Source organism: Xanthomonas hawaiiensis, assembly GCF_031834635.1.
GTDB classification, from domain to species: Bacteria; Pseudomonadota; Gammaproteobacteria; order Xanthomonadales; family Xanthomonadaceae; genus Xanthomonas_A; species Xanthomonas_A sacchari.
Genome location: NZ_CP115873.1, coordinates 3,213,564 through 3,233,826 on the forward strand (window position 1 = coordinate 3,213,564; position 20,263 = coordinate 3,233,826).

Sequence of the window (20,263 nt, forward strand, 5' to 3'; positions counted from 1 at the left end):
CGGCGGGACGTTTCCGACTTTTTCGCCACTCAGCCGTAGACGGCCGAAATCGCCACCGTCGCCGCGCTGCCGGCCGGCACCAGCACGCGCTCGTTGCGCGGCCCGGACAGCGCCGCCGGCTGCCCGTCCAACCGCACCTCCTGCAGGCGGGTGCCGGCCGGCACGCGCAGGGTCAGCCAGGTCCGTGCCGGCCGCTGCGCCGGCAGCGTGACGCTACCTGCGATGCGCTTGCGTGCCGGATCCGCGTGCAGCGCCAGCGACACCCTGCCCCAGCGCGTCGGCGCGGCATCGATCGCGATCGGCTCGCCGCTGCCCAGCCAGTCGCGCGGCACCGCCCGCGCCAGGAACAGTTCCTCGCCGGCGCTGTCCTCGAACACCAGCATCCAGCGCAGCAGCAGCGGTATGGTCAGCTGCGCGGGGATGCAGAACAGCGGCATGCCGCCGGTGATGCCGCTGACCTCGCCCGCGGTCCAACTGCCGCGGGTATGCACGTGGTAGCGGTGCGCGTACAGGAACAGCAGGTATTCCTCGATCCGGTCCAGGCGCAGCAACTGCTGCGCGTAGCCGTAGGAGATGAAGCCGAGCAGATCGCGCGCCTCCGGCGTCGGCGCGGTGATGTTGCCGACCACGCCGAGGCTGGTGCCGCCGTGGCCGCGCACGCAGTCGATGACCAGGTGCGCCAGGTCGTCGGGCAGCACATCGGCCTGCAGCAGCTCGGCATAGGCGCGGTGCGGCCAGCCCTGCTCGCTGGGATGCTCCTGCTGCAGCGACTGGCGGAACGTCAGTTTCACCCCCGGCAGCGGGCCGATGTACGGCGGCTGCAGATCGCGACGGATGTTGCCACGCAGCGTGCGCAGCAGCTGCGCCGAGAGTTGCTGCGCACGGCGCTGCCATTGCGCCGCGGCGGCCTGCCCGCCTGGGCCGGCGATGCCGGGCCACACCGCCGCCAGGTCCTGCCAGCCGCGCACCGTCAGCGCGCTGTTGGCGTAGTACGGCTTCCACCACACCTGCGGATCGGGGAACAGGCAGGCATCGGATTCGTTCCAGCCGTGAAGCAGGCCATGCCCCTGCGCCGATGCCGGCAGGCGCAGGCTGGCGTCGTGCAGCTCGACCAGCACCTGCGCGGTGGCGGCGATCTTGTCGCGGTGCTTGCGCAGCAGCGCGGCATCGCCGGTGTAGCGCAGGTAGCGCGCCAGCAGCGAGAGGGTCAGGCCGAACTGGCCAGTCTCCGGGCCGCGCATGTTGACCATGCCGTCGGCCTGCACGAAATCGCTGAAATACCCGTCCAGCACCGCCGCGGCCTGGGCGAAGCGGCCCCACTCCAGGTTGGCGTACAGCGAACTGGTGAAGGTGTCCTGGAAGCCGTCGTACTCGTTGCCGTAGTAGTCGCGATCCACCGCGCCGTACTTGGGATAGGTGCCGCCCGGGCGCACCACCAGTTCGCGGGCGAAGGCGAAGCGCGCCATGTCGCGCCAGCTCGGGTCCGGGGTCTGCGCCGGCACGGTGTCGGCGAGCTGCGCCTGCCAGTAGCCGGCGAAAGCGAGCAGGCCGCGGTAGAAGTCCTCGGCGCTGCGCGGGCCGCGCCGCGGCGGGTAGTCGGGATAGCTGTAGCCGTACACCACCTTGCTGACCTTGCCGTGCTCGACCAGCGCGCTGCGATGCCAGGTCTGCACCACGAAGCGGTCCTCGGCCAGCACGTCGGCGAACAGCAGGATGTCGTAGTAGCGGCCCTCGCCGGCCGGCACCACCTTGCGCACCGCCGGCATCCAGCCGCCGAGCAGGCCTTCGCTGCGGCGCCGTACCAGCTCGTCCTTGCCCAGCTCCGGGAACGCCTGGATGGCGCGGTAGCAGCGGGTGCGCCCGTCCGGGTACACCGGCATGGTGTCGGCGCATTCGCGGGTACCGACGAAGGTGGTCCACGGCAGGCGCCCGTTGTAGTCCTTGGGGTCCAGTTGCGAGGCCGGCGGCGGCGCGACGTCGCGCACCTCGTCGGCGCGCGGGTCGCCGTCGCGCAGCAGGCGATCGGCGAGCAGGTCGGCATCGGCCATGGCGACTTCGGCCAGGACCATGCCGAAGTACGGCGCCTGCGCGGCCGGGGACACCGCCTCGGTGCGCTTGCCCAGCACCAGCGCCCCACCCGGCCCGCGCAGGGTCAGATCGCCGTCGGGCTGGCGCAGGTCTTCGTACACCTCCCAGGTCGCGCCGGCCTCGACGAAACGGCATTGCAAGGTGTGCCCGGCCAGCGCATCGGCCGCCAGCGGCCGCAGTTGCGGCGCCGCCGGCGCGCGCGCGGCGCTGGCTGCTGTCGGTGCCGCAGCGGCACGCCCGGCCAGCGCTTCCACGCCGGCAACCGCGCCGACCGCCAGGCCCTGCCGCAGGAAATCTCTCCGATCCATCTACCGTCCCCGATGCAATGCGATCGTCGCATCGTGCGCTGCGCGCGCCGCAGCGTCTTGTGCGCTGTGCCGAGGATGGATGCGGAAAATCGCACAGCCGCAGGTCGCGGCGATGTTGCGTTGCGGGAGCGCAACGCGTCGGCGATGGCTTAGGCGAGCACGTCGAGCAGGCTGCCGATGCTGTCGTCGGCCGCACGCAGCACGCGCGCATTGGCCTGGAACGCGGTGCGCTCGGTCAGCGTACCGACCATGTCGTCGACCAGATCGCTGCCCTGCCCCTCGGCCTGCTGCACCTGGCCGACCACCCCACCGCCGGCGCTCGCCTGGTTCACCGGCACGGAGCGCTGGAAGCCCTCGGTGGCGAGGTTGGCGATGTTGTTGGCGCGCACCTGCAACCCGGACGACGCGGTGCGCATGCCGGACAGCGCGATCGAGGAACTGGGGGCGATGGCGGTCATGACGGGCCTGGGGCGCAGGGAGACTTGCCGGGTTATCGGCAGCGTTGGCGATGTCTTGAGCGGGGGGATTGGGGAGTTGGGATTGGGGATTCGCAAGAGCGGATGCGTCGGCGCCGGCAGCCAGAGCCCTTCTCCCATCGGGAGAGGGGTTGGGGTGAGGGTACGGTAACGCCGCGACGCCACCGAAACTCCAGTGTTGCCCGTACCCTCATCCGCCCCTACGGGCACCTTCTCCCGGAGGGGAGAAGGGAAAAGCCAAAGCCCCTCTCCCGCCGGGAGAGGGGTTGGGGTGAGGTACGGGAGCGCGAAGCGCCTGCACCAATCCGGCGATGCGAGGCTGCGCCCGCACCCTCATCCGCCCCTTCGGGGCACCTTCTCCCGAGGGGAGAAGGGAAGGCCAAAGCCCCTCTCCCGCCGGGAGAGGGGTTGGGGTGAGGGTACGGAGCGCGAAGCGCCTGCACCAATCCGGCGATGCGAGGCTGCGCCCGCACCCTCATCCGCCCCTGCGGGGCACCTTCTCCCAAGGGGAGAAGGGAAAAGCCGAGCCCCGCAGAGACAGGAATCACCACGCCTTTACGAATCCCCAATCCCCAATCTCAAATCCCGGTCCCCTACAGCCGATTCCACGCCGGCGTCGGCTCCCCCAACAGATGCCGCACGAAAAAGTCGTACTGGCGACGCTGCACGTAGTCGATGGGGCCGGTGGAGCGGCCGACGGTGTGTTCGCCGCCGGGCACGACCAGTAGATCGAAGTCCTTGTTTGCCTTGATCAGCGCGTCCACCACCTGCCCGGTCGAGGCCGGATCGACGTTGCTGTCCTGCTCGCCGACGATCAGCAGCAGGTCGCCGCGCAGCCTGGCCGCATTGTCCACGCCGGAGGCGCGTGCATAGCTGGCGTCCACCGGCCAGCCCATCCACTGCTCGTTCCAACTGATCTTGTCCATGCGGTTGTCGTAGCACCCGGCATAGGCCACGCCGACCTTGTAGAAGTCCGGATGCCGCTCCAGCGCGCCCAGCGTGCTTTGCCCGCCGGCCGACGCGCCGTAGATGCCGACACGGCCGATGTCGTAGGACGGATCCTGCGCCGCCATCGCCTTGTGCCAGGCGATGCGGTCGGGGAAGCCGGAATCGCCGAGGTTCTTCCAGGCCACGTCGTGGAACGCCTTGGAGCGGTTGGCCGTGCCCATGCCATCGATCATCACCACGATGAAGCCCAGGTCGGCCTGCGCCTGCATGCCGATCTGCTTGTCGCCGCCGGAGTGGTAGCCGAACGGCCAGAAGGTCTTGGGCACGAAGGAATCGTGCGGGCCGGCGTAGATGTTCTCGATCACCGGATACTTCTTGTGCGGGTCGTAGTCGCGCGGGCGCACCACCATGCCCCAGATGTCGGTCTTGCCGTCGCGGCCCTTGGCGACGAAGGTCTGCGGCGCGCGCCAGCCGGCGGCCTGCAGCTTGCGGATGTCGCCGCGTTCCACCACCTGCAGCAGGCGCCCGTCGATGGCATGCAGCTCCATCACCGGCGCCATGTCCGGACGCGAGTACACGTCCACGTAATGGCGGCCGTCGTCGGCGATGGCCACGTCGTGGTCGGCATCGCTCTCGGTAAGCCGGGTCAGGTGGCTGCCGTCGAAATCCACCGCGAACAATTGCCGGTAGTACGGATCCTTGCCCGCATCCATGCCGCTGGCGGTGAACCAGATGCGCCGCTGCGCGTCGTCCACGCGCAGCACGTCGCGCACGATCCACTCGCCCTTGGTGAGCTGCGCCTTGATCCGGCCGCTGGTACCGTCGAACAGGTACAGGTGGCGCCAGCCGTCGCGCTCGGAGATCCACAGGATCTCCCGGCCCAGGCCATCGACATCGTGGTGGTAGCTGCGGTCGGCATAGACGAAGGTCTTGGCGTCCTCGCCCACCGCCACGTGCGCCTTGCCGGTGGCCGCGTCCACCGCGATCGCGCGCATGCGCTGGAAGCCGCGCTGCACGTAGTCGAACACGAAACTGGCGCTGTCGCGTCGCCACTGGATCGGCGAGAGCTGGTACGGGTTGGCGAACAGCGCATCGTCGATGGGCAGGCGCTTGGGCGTGCCGCCGCGCGCCAGCGCGCCGAGGTCGAACAGCACCGGCCGCTCGATGTCTACCGCATCGCCAGGCTTGGGATACAGCTGCGTGCGCACGATCGGCTGGCCGCCGCCGGGCGGCGCCGCCTCCACCCGGGTGACGCGGCGGGGAAAGCCTGGCTTCACCCGGTACAGCGCCAGCCGCTGCGAATCCGGCGACCACGCAATGGTTTCCGGATCGTAGAAATCGTCGCTGCGGCCATCGTCGGCCACGCGCAGCGTGTGTCCGTCGGCCACCGCGCGCAGCATCACGGCATTGCCGTCGACATAGGCCTCCCAGCGCCCGTCCGGCGAGCGCCGCGGCGTGGCGTCGGCCGGCACGCTGAGATCGCGCACCACGCCGAAGCCGCGCGGCCGCGGCTGTGGGCCGCTGTCGGCGCGCGCGCAGACGTAGGTGGTGAGGGTGCAGCGCCACGGCGCTTCGTCGAGTTCGAAGGCGATCGCCGCCTGCGCCTGGCCGCCCTCGGCGACGTAGGCGAAGCGCGCGAACGGCAGGCGCAGCGCCGCATAGGCGGTGCCGGTCGCCGCGCTCAGCGCGCTTGCCAGCCGGTCCTGATCGAACGCCGGCTGCTTGCGCTGGCTGGCCACGTCCTCGACCACGAAAGCGAAGCCGCCCGGCACGGTCTTGCGGTAGTAGAACGCGCCGTCGTCGCGCCACTGCGCCGGCCAGGTCACGTTCTCGGTCAGGCCGATCCAGGCCTCGCGCAGGCCCAGCGAGCGCTGGTAGTCGGCGACGCTGGGCGCGGCCTGGGCAGCCCCGGCGCAACACGCCAGGGCAACGACGATCGATGCAACGAACTTGTTCATGCGGTTTCCAAAAAATTTCATGACGCGCTGTTTCCCGTAGGAGCGGCTTTTAGCCGCGACGGGCCTTCCCGTTAACGTCTGTCGCAGCCAGTCGCACAAAAAGGGACAAGAACCGCCCTACGCCTCTCCACACAGGCGACGGGCTATTCCCCGTCGTCCTCTTCCAGCGCCAGTTCCTCCGGACGCAGGCCGCTGCGCGCGCCCCAGTGGTAGCAGCCCAGCGCGATCGCCGCCACGCACAGCGTGTCCCAGGGATGCGCGATCCAGCCGCTGCCGCCGAAGGTGCCCAGGCGCGACACCACCAGCACCAGCGCGAAGAACACGATCAGCCACAGCACGCCGCGCACCTGCCGCCACAGCCGCGCACGCCCGGCGGCGTTGGGCAGGCGGTACAGCACGTACAGCGCGAACATCGCGATCTGCAGGCCGAGCAGCCACGACAGCGTGCTCCAGGTCGACCAGTACACGATCAGGCCCGCGACGATGAACGACAGCGGCCCGAGCAGCGCCATGCCGCGCAGGCGAAACGGCCGCGGCAACTCCGGCGCGCTGCGGCGCAGGGCGGCCACGGTCACCGGTGCCACCGCGTAGCTCAGCACCAGGGCCGCCGACACCACGTTGATCAGCGCCTCCCACGAAGGGAACGGCAGGGTCCAGAACACCGACAGGCCCAGGCTCAGCCACAGCGCCGGGCGCGGGATGCCGGAGGCGGCGTCGACCTTGGTCAGCACCGGCAGGAAGCCGCCGCTGCGCGCCCAGCCGTAGACCACCCGCGGCGTGGCGTTCATGTAGATGTTGCCGGTGCCGCTGGGCGAGATCATCGCGTCGCAGATCACCAGTGCCGCCAGCCAGCCCATGCCCAGTGCCAGGGCGATGTCGTGGTACGGCAGCGAGAACGCCTTGTCGATACCGCCCCAGCCGTTGGCCAGATGTTGCGCCGGCACCCCGCCGAGGAAGGCGAGCTGCAGCAGCACGTAGATCACCGTGGACAGCGCCACCGACAGGATCAGCGCGATCGGGATGTTGCGCTGCGGATCGCGCACCTCGCTGGCCACCGACACGATCGGCGTGAGCCCCAGGTAGGCGAAGATGATGCCGCCGGCGGAGATCGCCGCCTCCACCCCGGCCGCACCGAACGGCGCGAAGCCCTGCACATGCAGGTTGCGCGCATCGAAATGCGCCATCAGCAACACGATCACCAGCACCGGCACCAGGAACTTGAACACGCTGACGATGTTGTTGGCGGTGGCGAAGGTCTTGACGCTGTAGTAGTTGAGCAGGAAGAACGCGACCAGCAGGGCAAGTTGCAACAGCCAGCCGGCGACGCTGGGATGGGTGCTGCCGGCCTGGTTGAGCCAGGGGAACCACGCCGCGGCGTATTGCCGCGCCGCTTCCACTTCGATCGCGATCAGGCTGGAGAAGGCGATCAGGGTGATGAAGCCCATCAGCCAGCCCAGCAGCACACCGTGCGAATACTCCGGGTAGCGCACCACGCCGCCGGCACGCGGCAGCGCCGCGCCCAGTTCGCAGTACACCAGCCCCAGCAGCAGCACCGCCACGCCGCCGGCGATCCACGAGACGATGCCGGCTGGCCCGGCGATCGCCGAGACGTGGCTGGCCGAGAACAGCCAACCGGACCCGAAGATCGAGCCCAACCCGATGAAGGTCAGATCGGTCAGGCTCAAACGCTTGTGGAACTTGCCTTGTGCGGCCATGGCGTCTCCCGCTGGATTGGTGTCACTGGCGATTCGATGATCTGCGGCGTTCCCTACCCTTCCCCCCCTCTCCCGGAGGGAGAGGGGCTTCGCTCCCTTCTCCCATCGGGAGAAGGTGCCCCGCAGGGGCGGATGAGGGTCCGAGCGCAGCCTCGTGCAGCTGAAACACCGCACGCGCTTCGCGCCCCGACCCTCACCCCAACCCCTCTCCCGGCGGGAGAGGGGCTTATCGCTCCCTTCTCCCTCCGGGAGAAGGTGCCCCGAAGGGGCGGATGAGGGTCCGGGCGCAGCCTCGTGCAACTGAAACAGCGCATGCGCTTCGCGCCCCGACCCTCACCCCACCCCCTCTCCCGGTGGGAGAGGGGCTTATCGCTCCCTTCTCCCTCCGGGAGAAGGTGCCCCGCAGGGGCGGATGAGGGTACGGTCGCAGCCTCGTGCAGCTGAAACAGCGCATGCGCTTCGCGCCCCTACCCTCACCCCAACCCCTCTCCCGGAGGGAGCGGGCTTATCGCTCCCTTCTCCCTCCGGGAGAAGGTGCCCCGAAGGGGCGGATGAGGGTACGGGCGCAGCCTCGTGCAGTTGACACACCGCATGCGCTTCGCGCCCCCACCCTCACCCCAACCCCTCTCCCGGAGGGAGAGGGGCTATTACTTCGCCCCCTCCTTCGCCCAAGGCGATTTCCCACCCTCGGCAATGAACCGGTCGATGCGTTGCTCCAGCACCGGCAGCGGCACCGAACCGGTTTCCAGTACCGCGTCATGGAAGGCGCGCACGTCGAATTTCTCGCCCAGCGCCTGCTCCGCCTTGCGCCGCAGCTCCAGGATCTTCAGCTCGCCCAGGTAGTACGACAGCGCCTGTCCGGGCCAGGCGATGTAGCGGTCGACCTCGGTGGTCACCTCGTGCTCGCTGAGCGCGGTGTTGTCGCGCAGGAAAGCCTGCGCCTGCTCGCGCGTCCAGCCATCGTGGTGGATGCCGGTGTCGATCACCAGCCGGCACGCGCGCCACATCTGGTAGGTCAGGTAACCGAAGCGGTCGTACGGGGTGTCGTACATCCCCATCTCCTGCCCCAGGTACTCCGAGTACACCGCCCAACCCTCGCCGTACGCAGAGATGAAGGTGTAGCGGCGGAAATCCGGAAGGTTGTCCTGCTCGGCCGCCAATGGCATCTGCAGCGCATGGCCCGGCGAGGACTCGTGCAGGGTCAGCGCAGCGAGGTTGTACAGCGGCCGCGACGGCAGGTCGTAGGTGTTGACCAGGTAGATGCCCGGGCCACCGCGGCCGCCGGTGTAGAACGGCGCCAGGTCCGCCGGTACCGGCTCGATCGCGAAGCGCTGCCGCGGCAGCCGGCCGATGTAGTCGCCGATCTTGCCGTCCACGCGCTTGGCGAGCCACGCCGCGTCCTTGAGCAGCTCTTCCGGGGTCTTGGCGTAGAACTTGGGATCGGTGCGCAGGTAATGCAGGAACGCCGGGAAGGTCTGCTGCCCGGGCGGGGTCTTGAAGCCGCTGTCGACGATCGCCTGGTCCATCTCCTTGCGCAGCCGCGCCACTTCCTTCAGCCCCACCGCGTGGATCTGCTCGGGGCTGAGGTCGAGCGTGGTGTATTCGCGGATCTGCGCGCGGTAGTACGCCGCGCCGTCGGGCATCGATTCGGCGGCCAGCGCCGGGCGTGCCTTGGGCAGGTATTCCTCGCGCATGAAACGCAGCAGCTTGGCGTAGGCCGGCACCACCTGCTGGGCGATCGCCGTGCGCGCCTGCGCGCGCAACTGCGCCTGCAACGGCGCCGGGATCGTCGCCGGCATCTGCTTGAACGGGGTGTAGAACAGATTGGTCTCGCCCGGCGCCTGCGCGACCTCGGCGATCGACTGGTCGCGGCCCTGCAGGGTCACGTTGGGCTGGGCGAAACCGCGCGCCAGGCCGGCGCGCATGTTGGCGATCTGCTCGTCGAAGTAGCGCGGGATGTCGGCGAGCTGCCCGAGGTAGCGTTGGTAGTCCTCGCGGTTGCGCAGGGTGGCGCGCGCGGTGAATCCCAGGTCGCTCCAGAACGCGGAGTCGCTGTTGAACGGCATTTCCCAGACGCGGAAACGCTGCTGGTCGAGCAGCACCTGCAACTGCTGGCGATAGACCTGGTAGTTCACCTGGTCCTGCGCCGACAGCTGCGTCGGGTCGATCGCGTCCAGGTCGCGCAGCACCTGCTGCCAGTACGCGGTGCGCTGCGCCTGGGTAGCCGGGTCGACCTTGGGCAGGTGATCGGCCGCCTGCCCTTGCGCGTCTTCGTCGTCGGCGCCGGCGAACTGCTCTTGGCGCCACGTCCACTCGCGCTGGTACAGCGCCTTGAAGCGCGCGCCGGCAACGCCGGCGGGGGCTGCGGAGGCAGGCGCGGAGGCCTTTGCCGGCGCGGCGCTGGCGGCGCCCTGCCAGGCCAGGGTGCAGGCGATGGCCAGGGCCAGCGCGGTGCGCAGTCGGGAATGAGCGATCATCGCGAAGTCTCCGGAGTGGCGGGAGCGCCGGCCTGGACCTGAGCGATCCAGGCGTCGATGCGCGCGTCCAGCAGGTCCAGCGGCATCGCGCCGCCGCCGAGGATGGCATCGTGGAAGGCACGGATGTCGAAGCGTGCGCCCAGCGCGCGCCTGGCCTTCTCGCGCAATGCCAGGATGTCCAGTTCGCCGAGCTTGTAGCCCAGCGCCTGGCCCGGCCAGACGATGTAGCGGTCGGTCTCGGACTGGATGCTGGGTTCGTCGTCGGACGGATGCGCGTGGAAGAAGTCGATCATCTGCTGCCGCGTCCAGCGCTTGTAGTGCACGCCGGTATCCAGCACCAGCCGGTTGGCGCGCAGCAGTTCGCCGGCCAGGCGGCCGTAGTCGCTGTACGGATCGCGGTAGAAGCCCACCTCCTTGCCCAGCCGCTCGGCGTACAGCGCCCAACCTTCCACGTAGGCGTTGTAGCTGGATTGCTGGCGGAATGGCGGCAGCGGCAGGGTCTGCGCAAGCGAGATCTGCAGATGATGGCCGGGCACGCCCTCGTGATACGCGGTGGCCTCGATGTTGACCAGGGTGCGATGCGCGTAGTCGCTGGTGTTGACCATCACCAGTCCCGGCTTGCTGCCCTGGGCGTCGCTCTGCCAGTACTCGGCACCGGGTGCGGTGGCGCGGAACGCCGGCATCGCGCGCACCTCCAGCGGCGTCTTCGGCAAGGTGCCGAACAGCTTGGGCAACTGCGGCTGCATCTGCGCGATGTCGTCGCGGTAGCGCTGCAGGATCTGCTCGGACGAGCTGGCGAAGAACTTGCGGTCATGGGCCACCGCCTGACGCAACGCCGGCAGGTCGGCGTAGCCGAGCTGCTTGGCGATGACGGCCATCTCGCCCTCGATGCGCGCGACCTCGGCCAGGCCGGTCTGGTGGATCTGCTCGGGCGACTGGTCGGTGGTGGTCTGGGTGTGGATCGCAAAGCGGTAGCGGCGCGCGCCATCGGGCAGCGACCACAGGCCTTCGTGGACGCGGCCCTGTGGTGCGTACTCGTTGGCGACGAAGTCGGCGAGCTTGCGATAGGCCGGCCGCACCTGCTGGTCGATCGCCGCGATCATCGCCGCGCGCAGCCGCGGCCGCTCGGCCTCCGGCACGGCCGCGGGGAACTGCTGCAGCGGCAGCGCGAACGGACTGTCGGCACCGGCCGGCGCGGCGATCTCGCGCACCTGCGCGGGAATGCGCTCGAGCAGGTACTTCGGCTGCACCAACCCGTCCCTGGCGCCGGCACGCGACAGCGCCACCACCTGGTCGAGCAGCGCCGGGATCGCCTGCAGCCGCTTGATGTAGTCCTCGTAGTCCTTGACGCTGGCGAACGGAAACGCCTGCGCATAGCCAGGCAACGCCACCTGGATGCCGCCGACCGGCTCCAGCGGCATCTCGTCGTTCTTCAGCGCGATCGCCTCCAGCCGGTCGCGCAACTGCCGCTGCATCATCTGCAGGCTCAACCGTTCCTGCGCCGACAGCGCCTTGGCATCGACCGCGTCGAAGCGCGCCAGGAAGCCAGCGGTGGCCTGGCGTTCGGCGTCCAGCGCGGCCGGCGAATAATCGGTCCAGCGATCGTTGTAGCGGCTGTCGCCGATGATGCTGGCGAACTCGGGATGGTGTTCGAGCTGGTACTGCCATTGCGCGTCGAGCAGCGCGGCGAAGGCCTGCGATGGCGATGTGGTCGCCGCCTTGCCCGGCACCGCGGCAGCCGGCGTGGAAGGTGTGGAAGGCGCCGACGGCTGGCACGCGCTCAGCAGGGCCAGCGCCAGCATGCCGACGACGGGCAGACGCATGTGTTTCATCGTGGTACTCCGCAGGGCGGCACGCGCCCGTGACATACCGCGGCGGCCGCCGCGCAAACGTTGCAGGCGGCCGCCCTGCGCATCAGGCGAACGGCCGGTCGATCGCCGGCGACGGCGGCGTGAACCACTGCGCGCCGTCCTCGGTGACGTAGAAATGATCCTCCAGGCGCACGCCGAACTCGCCCGGCACCACGATCATCGGCTCGTTGCTGCAGCACATGCCCGGAGCCAGCGCCAGCGCATTGCCGCGTACCAGGTACGGCGCCTCGTGGATGCTCATGCCGCAACCGTGACCGGTGCGGTGCGGCAACCCCGGAAGCTGGTAATCCGGGCCGAGCCCGGCCCGCTGCAGCACCTTGCGCGCGGCCTCGTCCACCACGGCGCAGGCCACGCCCGGCCGCACCGCGGCGAAGGCCGCCGCCTGCGCGTCGTGCTCGAGTTGCCAGATGCGTCGCTGCTTCTCGCTGGGTTCGCCGAAGATGTAGGTGCGGGTGATGTCGGAGTGGTAGCCCTGCACCGTGCAACCGGTGTCGATCAGCACCAGTTCGCCCGGGCGCAGCGCCTGTACGCCGGGAATGCCGTGCGGATACGCGGTGGCGTGGCCGAACTGCACGATGCAGAAGGTCGAGCCGTTGTCGGCGCCGAGCGCGCGGTGCGCCTGGTCGATGAAGCGGGTCAGTTCCGCGGTGGTGATGCCCTCGCGGACCAGCCCGGCCGCCAACCGCTGCACCTGCAGGGTCATGTCGCAGGCCTGCTGCATCAGCGCCAGTTCCGCCGGCGACTTGCGCATGCGGCAGCCGTCGACGATGGCCGCCGCATCGCGGATCGCGATCCGGCCCAGCACCGCCGTCAGCCCGGTGTGCACCGCGAAGGCCACGCCCGGGTCCAGCGCCAGGCTCTGCGCGTCCAGTTCCAGCAACGCTTCGGCGACCAGCGCGTGCGGATCCTCGTGCTCCTGCCACAGGCGCTTGCGCACCGGCACCGACAGCACCGCGTCCAGCGAGCCTTCCTCGAACGCCGGGCAGATCAGCAGCGGATCGCCTTCGGCGGTCAGCAGCATCGCCACCAGGCGCTCGCTGGCGCCCCACGGCACACCGGTGAAGTAGCGCAACGAAGCGCCGGCGCCGATCAGCAGCGCGTCGGCACCGTGCGCGCGCATCAGCGCACGCGCATTGGCCAGGCGTTGCCGGTACTCCTGCTGCTGGATCGCCGGCGCGCGGTGCGGCCACGGCGCCAGTTGCGCGTGCGCCTGCTCCAGGGTCAACCCGCCGATCTGGGCCTGCTCGCTCATGCGCGCGGCTCCACGTCGGCGGTGCTCCAGCTGCCGTCGATCAAGCGCTGCACGCCGCCGGGATTGCGATCGCGCAGCAACGGCGGCAGCAACGCGTCGGGCACGCCGTCGTAGCTGTGCAGCGCGGCGAAGCGGCGGATCGCCGCGGGCATGCCGACCGCGGTGAAGCCCGGATGGCCGGTGCTCGGATAGGGGCCGCCATGGTTCATCGCCGGACTCACCGCCACGCCGGTCGGCATCTTGTTGCAGATCAGGCGGCCGACCCGCGGGCGCAGCGCCGCGGCCAGCGCGGCGAAGGCCAGGTCGTCGCTGCCGTCGGCGGCGCGATAGAGCGTGCCGGTGAGATTGCCTTCGAAACTGCGCGCCAGGGCGGTCAACTGCCCCAGCCCGCCGCCGCGCACGATCAGGCTGACCGGGCCGAACGCCTCGGTCTGCAGCGCCTCGGGCTGCTGCAGGAAGGCCTCGGCCGACACGTGCAGCAGGGTCGGCGCATGCCGATAGCCGGGGCCGGCATCGGCCTCGCCGCCGGCCAGGACCGTGGCGCCGGCATCGCGCAGCGTGCCCACGCTGCGCTGCAGATGCTCCAGCACGCCGCGCGAGAACAGCAGCGCCGGCGCGGCCGCGGCGAAATGCGCGGTGGCCGCGGCGACGAAGGCATCGCCGGCCTCGCCCTCGGGCACCACCACGACGCCCGGATTGGTGCAGAACTGGCCGCTGCCCATGGTGCAGGAGGCGAAGAACTCCTGCGCCAGCGCCGCGCCGCGTTCGGCCAGCGCGCCCGGCAGCAGGAACACCGGATTGACGCTGGACAGTTCGACATAGGCCGGCACCCCGGCGCGGTCGGCGGCGGCCTTCAGCGCCAGCCCGCCGGCACGGCTGCCGGTGAAGCCGATCGCGCCCAGCCGCGGATCGCCGGCCAGTTCCAGGCCCAGCGTGGTGTCGAAGTGGTAGAGCAACTGCACCGTCGCCGCCGGCAGGTCATGCGCCAGCAGCGCCTGGTGCGCAAGCTGGGCCAGGCGCTGGCTGGTGGCCGGATGCGAGGGATGCGCCTTGGCGATGACCGGATTGCGTGCGGCGATGGCCGAGGCGAAATCGCTGCCGGCCACCGCGTTGAACGCGAACGGGAAATTGTTCGGCCCGAACACCAGCACCGGCTTGTGCAACGGCCCCAGCTGCGCGCGCAGGCCCGCCGCGGTGTCGATCACCGGCTGTGCCCAGCTGTGGCTGCGCACCGCCTGCGCGGCCTGGCGCAGTTGTCCGCTGGCGCGCGGCAGTTCCACCTTGGCCAGGCGCGGCTCCACCGGCAGGCCGGTTTCGGCATGCGCCAGCGCCACCAGCCGCTCGACGTCGGCGTCGATCGCGTCCGCGTACGTCTCCAGGAACCCGGCGATGCGGTCGGGCGCGGCCGCGGCCAGCGCATCGGCGCTCAGCGCCGCCGCGCTCAGCGCCGCTTCCAGATCGGCGGCGCCGCTGATCGGGAACGACGGACCGAACTCGCTCCCGTCGCGCGGATCCTCGGCGCGGAAACTGCCGCGCTCTTCCAGCGAGGCCTGCCAATGGCCGGCCAGCAACAGCGGTTGCGTGCTCATCTCAGTGCCCGGGATGGGTGGCGATGGCGTGGTCGATGACCTTCAGCGCGGCCTCGCGCTCGGCGCCTTCCAGCACCAGCCGCGGCGCGCGCACGCGCTCGCTACCCAGGCCGACCTTCTCCTGCACCAGCTTGATCAGCTGCACGAACTTGGGCACGGTGTCCAGGCGCAGCAGCGGCAGGAACCAGTCGTACAACGCCTTGGCCGCCGGGTAGCCGCCGTCGCGGGCCAGCTCGAACAGCTTCACCGACTCCTTCGGATACGCGTTGACCAGGCCGGCGATCCAGCCCTTGGCGCCCATGCTCAGGCCTTCGACGATCGCGTCGTCCATGCCCACCAGCAGCACCAGGCGGTCGCCGAGCAACTCGCCCAGCGCGGCGAAGCGGCGTACGTCGCCGGAGGATTCCTTCACCGCCTGCAGGTTCGGGAACTCGGCCGCCAGCTCGGCGATCTGCGCCGGGCTGAAGTCGGTCTTGTAGGCGATCGGGTTGTTGTACAGGATCGCCGGCAGGTCGGTGGCGGCGATCACCGCGCGCATGTGCGCGCCCATCTCGCGCCAGTCGGTGGAATACACGTACGGCGGCAGCACCATGATGCCGCCGCAGCCGACCTGCTTGGCCGCCTGCGCCAGGCGCACGGCTTCGTCGGTGGACAACGCGGCGATGCCCGGCACCACCGGGATGCGGCCGTCGACCGCCTGCACCAGGGTCTTCAGGATCGCCAGCTTGTCGTCGAAGCTCAGCGTGGCCGCTTCGCCCAGCGAGCCCAGCGGCACGATCGCGGTGCAGCCGGCGTCGACCATGAGCTGCGCATGCTTGGCCAGGAACGCATGGTCGATGCTGCCGTCGGCGTTGAACGGGGTGGTGATGGCCGGCAGCACGCCGTACCAGAAGGAAGCCTTGCTCATGGAAGTACACCTTGTGGAGAGTTGCGAAGGGAGGCCGCGCGCGAGGGCGCGACGGAAGCAGCGTCCGGACCGGGATCCGGACAGGGATGGGCCAGCGCGTCCAGACGCGCCGGGAACAGCGGCGGCCGGCGGCCGTCGTCGGAGAAATCGGCGGCGCGCGCGGCCAGCCCCAGCTCGGTCAGCGCGCTGCCGCAGATGCGGCCCTGGCAGGCGCCCATGCCGCAGCGCGAGGCCAGCTTGGCGTCGCGCAGGTCGGCATGGCCTTGCAGCGCGGACAGCGGCACGTCCTCGCAGCGGCACACCAGCGTGTCCGGCGCGGCCAGCGCATGGATGCGCGGGTCCAGCGCGAACTGCCGCTGCAGCAGCGCGGCGAAGGCTCGCGCGCGCCGCCGCTGCGGCTGCAGGGCCTGCGCATCGGCGTCCTGGCCGGCGGCCAGGTGACCGGCGATGGCGCCTTCCACCCGCGCGCAATCGCGCCCGCCGATGCCCAGCGCCTCGCCCGCGGCGTACACGCCATCGACGCTGGTGCGCAGTTGCGCATCCACCGCCACACACGGATGCGCGCCGCTGCGCCCCAGGCGGCAGCCCAGCAGTTGCGCCAGTTCCACGTTCGGCACCAGGCCGTAGCCCACTGCCAGTTGATCGCAGGCGAGACGGCGGCGGCCACGCGGACTGTCGATCTCCACCTCCTGCACGCGGCCCTCGCCGTATGCGGCGATCACCACGCTGCCGGCGTGGTAGCCGACCCCGGCCAGTTGCGTGCGCAGCGCCAGCGCCTGCAGCGCCTTGTCCGGCCAGCGCAGCGGCAACTGCGCGGCGAATGCGGCCAGAGCGCGCCACGGCGCCTGTTCGACGATGCCCAGCACCTGTGCGCCGTGCGTGCGCAGCGTTGCCGCCGAGGCCAGCAGCAGCGGCCCGCTGCCGGCGACCAGCACGCGCCGCCCGGCCAGTGGCCAGCCCTGCTTGGCCAGCGCCTGCGCGCCACCGGCGCCGGTCACCCCGGGCAGGGTCCAGCCCGGGAACGGCAACAGCAATTCGCGCGCCCCGGTGGCCAGCACCAGCGCGTCGTAGCCCAGCCAGCGCGGGCCGTCGGGACCATCGGTGAGCAACTGCCGGTCCTGCGCCAGCAGCACCTGGGTCTGCGGCAGGAACGTCACCGCGCTCGCCGCCAGTTGCGCCAGCGTGCGCGCGGCCAGGCGCGGCGGCGCCTGGGTCACGTCGTGGCGCCAGATCTGCCCACCGGCACGCGCCTGCAGATCGACCAGGCCGACCCGGCGGCCATGCCCGGCCGCCGCCAGCGCCGCCGCCAGCCCCGCCGGGCCGGCACCGATCACCAGAACCTCGAAGTGGGTGCGCGGCTCAGCCATCGGTCCACACCTGCATGCCGTCGCGCGCCGGGGTGATGCAGGCGCGCAACTGGCCGACGCGGTCGATGCGTACCCGGCACTCGGCGCACACGCCCATGCCGCACAGCGGCGCGCGCGGCTGGCCGCTGCGCGAGCGGCGGAAATGCGTGGCGACCTGCGCCACCGCCGCGGCCACGCTGCTGCCGTCGAGCACTTCGACATCGCGGCCGTCGACCTGCAGGCGCAGCATGCGCGCGCTCATGCCAGCGCCCGCGCTGGCGCGTACGGCGCCGGGTCGATGGCCGCGGGTCGCTGCAGCAACTGATCCAGTAGCAGGCGTGCACTGCCCAGCGCGGTGGTCACGCCCAGGCCTTCGTGGCCGGCCGCGACCCACACATCGCGCCGCGCCGGCACCGCGCCCAGGTACGGGCGCCCGTCCGGCGTGGCCGGACGCAGGCCGGTCCATACCCGGATCGCCTGCAGTTGTCGCAGGCCGGGCAGGAACGCGAAGGCGCGCTCCAGCATCCGCTGCAGCATCGGCATCGACACCGCGCGGTCGGTCGCATCGAATTCGCGCGAGGAACCGATCAGGAGTTGCCCGGTCGGCCGCGGCTGCACGTTGAACGCCACGCTGCTGCCGTCGCTGCCGTGCGCGCTGTCGGCATAGCCCAGTTCCAGCAGTTGGTGGGCGACGAAGCCCGGGTAGCGGTCGGTGATCACCAGTTGCCCCTTGCGCGCGCGCATCGGCAGTTCCGGCAACAGCTCCGGCACGGCGCAGCCGGTGGCGACCAGCACCGGGCCATGCAGCGCGGTGCCGTCGTCCAGGCGCACGCCGGCATCGGCCAGCGCAGTGGCGCGGCGCCCGGCGTACAGCTGCGCGCCGGCGGCGCAGGCGCGCTCGACCAGGTAGCGCGCCATCCGCGGCGGGTACACCACCGCCTCGGCGGCCACGCGCATGCCGCCGGCCAGGCCCGGCACCAACGCCGGCTCCAGTTGGTACAACCGCTGCGCATCGAGCGCTTCGGCGTGCACGCCGGCCGCGGCCAGGCGCTGGATCTTGGCCGGAATCGCCTCCAGTTCGCGCGCCTCGCGCGCCACCCACAGCGTGCCGCAGCGGCTGAACTCCGCCTCCGGCAGCGGCGCGAATTCTTCCCACAGGCGCAGCGAGTACGCCGACAGCGCCAGTTCCGCCGGATCGTCGTCCATCGCCACCAGATGCCCCATCGCCGCGGCGGTGGAGCCGCCGCCGATGCTGCCCGACTCGACGATCGCCACGCGCAGGCCGGCGGCCGCCGCCGCATCGGCGCAGGCCGCGCCGACGATGCCGGCGCCAACGACGATCAGGTCGAAACCGCTCATGCGGCGCCGATGCCCCAGGCGAACGGATCCTGCGGATCGATCAGCAACTGCGCGCGCGCAGTGAGGAAGGCCTGCCCGGTGATGCGCGGCAGTACCCCGCGCGCACCGGCCGTGTAGCTGCCCTCGAACACGCTGCCGAGGATGCCCTGCTGGCGCCACACCTGGCCCGGCACCAGCTTGCCGTCGGCGGCCAGGCACGCCAGCTTGGCGCTGGTGCCGGTCCCGCACGGCGACCGGTCGTAGGCCAGGCCCGGGCACAGCACGAAGTTGCGCGCATCGGCGCTGGCGTCCGGCGCCGGCCCGTTGATCTCGATGTGGTCGATCTCGCCACCGTCGGCGCCGCGGATGCCCGCCGCTTCCAGCGCCAGCCGCACCGCCTCGGTGTAGGCGGTCAGCGCGCGCTGGTGACGCAGTTCCAGCGCGCACGGCGTCTGTTCGGTGATGAAGAACCAGTTGCCGCCCCAGGCCACGTCGCCGCGCACGCGCCCGTACTCGGGCACCTGCACTTCGACGCCGGTGGCATGGCGATAGCTCTCGACGTTGTCGACCGAGACACGGCCGTCGGCGTGCAGTTCCACGCCGACCGTGCCCACCGGCGTCTCGATGCGGTGCGTGCCCGCGCTCAGCCGGCCCAGCTCGGCCAGCGTACGCACCAGGCCGATGGTGCCGTGGCCGCACATGCCCAGGTAGCCGACGTTGTTGAAGAAGATCACCGCCGCGCAGGCATCGGCGGCCACCGGCGGCAGCAGCAGCGCGCCGACCATGGTGTCCGAGCCGCGCGGCTCGCAGGCGATCGCGCTGCGCCAGGCGTCGAAGCGCGTGCGGAACAGCTCCCGGCGCTCGGCCAGGGAACCGGTTCCCAGATCGGGGAAGCCGGAGACGACGACACGGGTCGGTTCGCCGGCGCTGTGCGAGTCGATGACATCGAGTGTATGCATGGAGCCATGCTCACATTCGGCACTGCCGCCGGCTAGCAGCGTTTGCCTGTCGCAAATGCGGAAGTTCGCACAACCCGGCGACGCCCCGAGGTGTCGACTTAGGCTAGCATCGGCATTCAGGGGACGCGCGACGGCGCGCCCGCACCGCCGCCCACTCCCGCAGGTGAACGCCATGGACACTCTGATTTCGGCACTGGAACTGCAGACGCTGTTCGACGCCCTGCCTGACGTGGTGTTCTTCGTGAAGGACCGCGACGGCCGCTACACCCACGTCAACCTGACCCTGGTGCGGCGGCTGGGCAAGAAATACCGCGCCGACCTGATCGGCAAGTCGGCCGCGGACGTGTTCCCGCTGCCGCTGGGCGGCAGCTACCTGATGCAGGACCGGCGCGTGCTGTGCGGCGAAGTGATCGAGAACCAGCTGGAAGTGCACCTGTTCCCGAACCGCACCCCCGGCTGGTGCCTGACCTTCAAGCGCCCGTTGTGCGAGGGCGAAGAGGTGATCGGCGTGGTCGGCATCTCCCGCGACCTGGGCCAGCCGGACAGCCGCCACTCCGCCTACGAGCGCATCAGTCGCGCCATGGAACACATGCAGGCGCACTACGGCGACAACCTGCGCGTGCAGACCCTGGCCGACCTGGCCGAGCTGTCGGTGGCCCAGCTGGAGCGGCACTTCCGCCGCGTGTTCCAGCTGACCCCGCAGCAACTGCTGACCAAGATGCGCATCGAAGCGGCGATGCGCCTGCTGCACGGCGACGACAGCATCGCCAGCATCGGCCAGTTGTGCGGCTTCGCCGACCAGAGCGCCTTCGCCCGCCAGTTCAAGGCCACCGTCGGCATGACCCCGCGCGACTACCGGTCGATGAAGGGCAAGCTGTGAGGGGCCGGGAGTGGGGATTCGGGATTGGGGATTCGTTTTTTTGCTGAATGCGGACGTTGAGATCGCGACGCTACGAATGCAGAGCCCCTCTCCCTCCGGGAGAGGGGTTGGGGTGAGGGTAAGGCGCAGCCATTGCGTCGAAACACCATGA

General features: G+C 70.7%; 14 protein-coding genes. 1 reads left to right on the forward strand and 13 read right to left on the reverse strand.

Features of this window, described 5'->3' with window-relative positions; genetic code table 11:
• Window positions 1-29: 29 nt before the first annotated feature.
• The 13 genes from PG878_RS13800 to PG878_RS13860 form a co-directional block, all read right to left on the reverse strand.
• A complete protein-coding gene (locus PG878_RS13800; protein WP_209031683.1) occupies window positions 30-2,396 on the reverse strand; it encodes a glucosidase family protein in 2,367 nt (788 codons plus the stop codon).
• Window positions 2,397-2,545: 149 nt separating this feature from the next.
• Complete coding sequence (locus PG878_RS13805; protein ID WP_209031682.1) at window positions 2,546-2,854, reverse strand: flagellar basal body protein; 309 nt, start codon at window positions 2,852-2,854, stop codon at window positions 2,546-2,548.
• 611 nt (window positions 2,855-3,465) lie between these two features.
• Window positions 3,466-5,778 carry a S9 family peptidase gene (locus tag PG878_RS13810; RefSeq protein ID WP_209031681.1) on the reverse strand — a complete coding sequence of 771 codons (2,313 nt, stop codon included), beginning with the start codon at window positions 5,776-5,778 and terminating at the stop codon, window positions 3,466-3,468.
• A 143-nt stretch (window positions 5,779-5,921) separates the two neighbouring features.
• Window positions 5,922-7,493 carry an APC family permease gene (locus PG878_RS13815; protein ID WP_209031680.1) on the reverse strand — a complete coding sequence of 524 codons (1,572 nt, stop codon included), beginning with the start codon at window positions 7,491-7,493 and terminating at the stop codon, window positions 5,922-5,924.
• Between the two features lie 647 nt (window positions 7,494-8,140).
• Window positions 8,141-9,970: a DUF885 domain-containing protein gene (locus tag PG878_RS13820; protein ID WP_209031816.1), complete on the reverse strand. Its 1,830-nt coding sequence runs from the start codon at window positions 9,968-9,970 to the stop codon at window positions 8,141-8,143.
• A complete protein-coding gene (locus tag PG878_RS13825) occupies window positions 9,967-11,802 on the reverse strand; it encodes a DUF885 domain-containing protein (protein ID WP_209031818.1) in 1,836 nt (611 codons plus the stop codon). The genes PG878_RS13820 and PG878_RS13825 overlap by 4 nt, the downstream gene beginning before the upstream one ends.
• Before the next feature lie 82 nt (window positions 11,803-11,884).
• Complete coding sequence (locus PG878_RS13830; RefSeq protein WP_209031820.1) at window positions 11,885-13,093, reverse strand: M24 family metallopeptidase; 1,209 nt, start codon at window positions 13,091-13,093, stop codon at window positions 11,885-11,887.
• A complete protein-coding gene (locus PG878_RS13835; RefSeq protein WP_209031821.1) occupies window positions 13,090-14,682 on the reverse strand; it encodes an aldehyde dehydrogenase family protein in 1,593 nt (530 codons plus the stop codon). Before PG878_RS13835 ends, PG878_RS13830 begins: the two co-directional genes overlap by 4 nt.
• A 1-nt stretch (window position 14,683) precedes the next feature.
• Window positions 14,684-15,589 (reverse strand): dihydrodipicolinate synthase family protein, encoded by a 906-nt coding sequence (locus PG878_RS13840; RefSeq protein ID WP_209031823.1) that lies wholly within the window; start codon window positions 15,587-15,589, stop codon window positions 14,684-14,686.
• Window positions 15,586-16,956 (reverse strand): NAD(P)/FAD-dependent oxidoreductase, encoded by a 1,371-nt coding sequence (locus tag PG878_RS13845; protein WP_209031825.1) that lies wholly within the window; start codon window positions 16,954-16,956, stop codon window positions 15,586-15,588. The genes PG878_RS13840 and PG878_RS13845 overlap by 4 nt, the downstream gene beginning before the upstream one ends.
• On the reverse strand, window positions 16,949-17,197 hold the full coding sequence (locus PG878_RS13850; protein WP_010343411.1) for a (2Fe-2S)-binding protein: 249 nt from the start codon (window positions 17,195-17,197) through the stop codon (window positions 16,949-16,951). The genes PG878_RS13845 and PG878_RS13850 overlap by 8 nt, the downstream gene beginning before the upstream one ends.
• Window positions 17,194-18,294, reverse strand: a complete 1,101-nt coding sequence (locus tag PG878_RS13855; RefSeq protein WP_209031827.1) for an NAD(P)/FAD-dependent oxidoreductase — start codon at window positions 18,292-18,294, stop codon at window positions 17,194-17,196. Before PG878_RS13855 ends, PG878_RS13850 begins: the two co-directional genes overlap by 4 nt.
• Window positions 18,291-19,232, reverse strand: coding sequence for a 4-hydroxyproline epimerase (locus tag PG878_RS13860; protein WP_209031829.1), 942 nt, complete (start codon window positions 19,230-19,232; stop codon window positions 18,291-18,293). The genes PG878_RS13855 and PG878_RS13860 overlap by 4 nt, the downstream gene beginning before the upstream one ends.
• 172 nt (window positions 19,233-19,404) lie before the next feature.
• Here PG878_RS13860 and PG878_RS13865 point away from each other — a divergent pair, with 172 nt between their 5' ends.
• Window positions 19,405-20,112 carry an AraC family transcriptional regulator gene (locus tag PG878_RS13865; protein ID WP_017911046.1) on the forward strand — a complete coding sequence of 236 codons (708 nt, stop codon included), beginning with the start codon at window positions 19,405-19,407 and terminating at the stop codon, window positions 20,110-20,112.
• Window positions 20,113-20,263 lie beyond the last annotated feature (151 nt).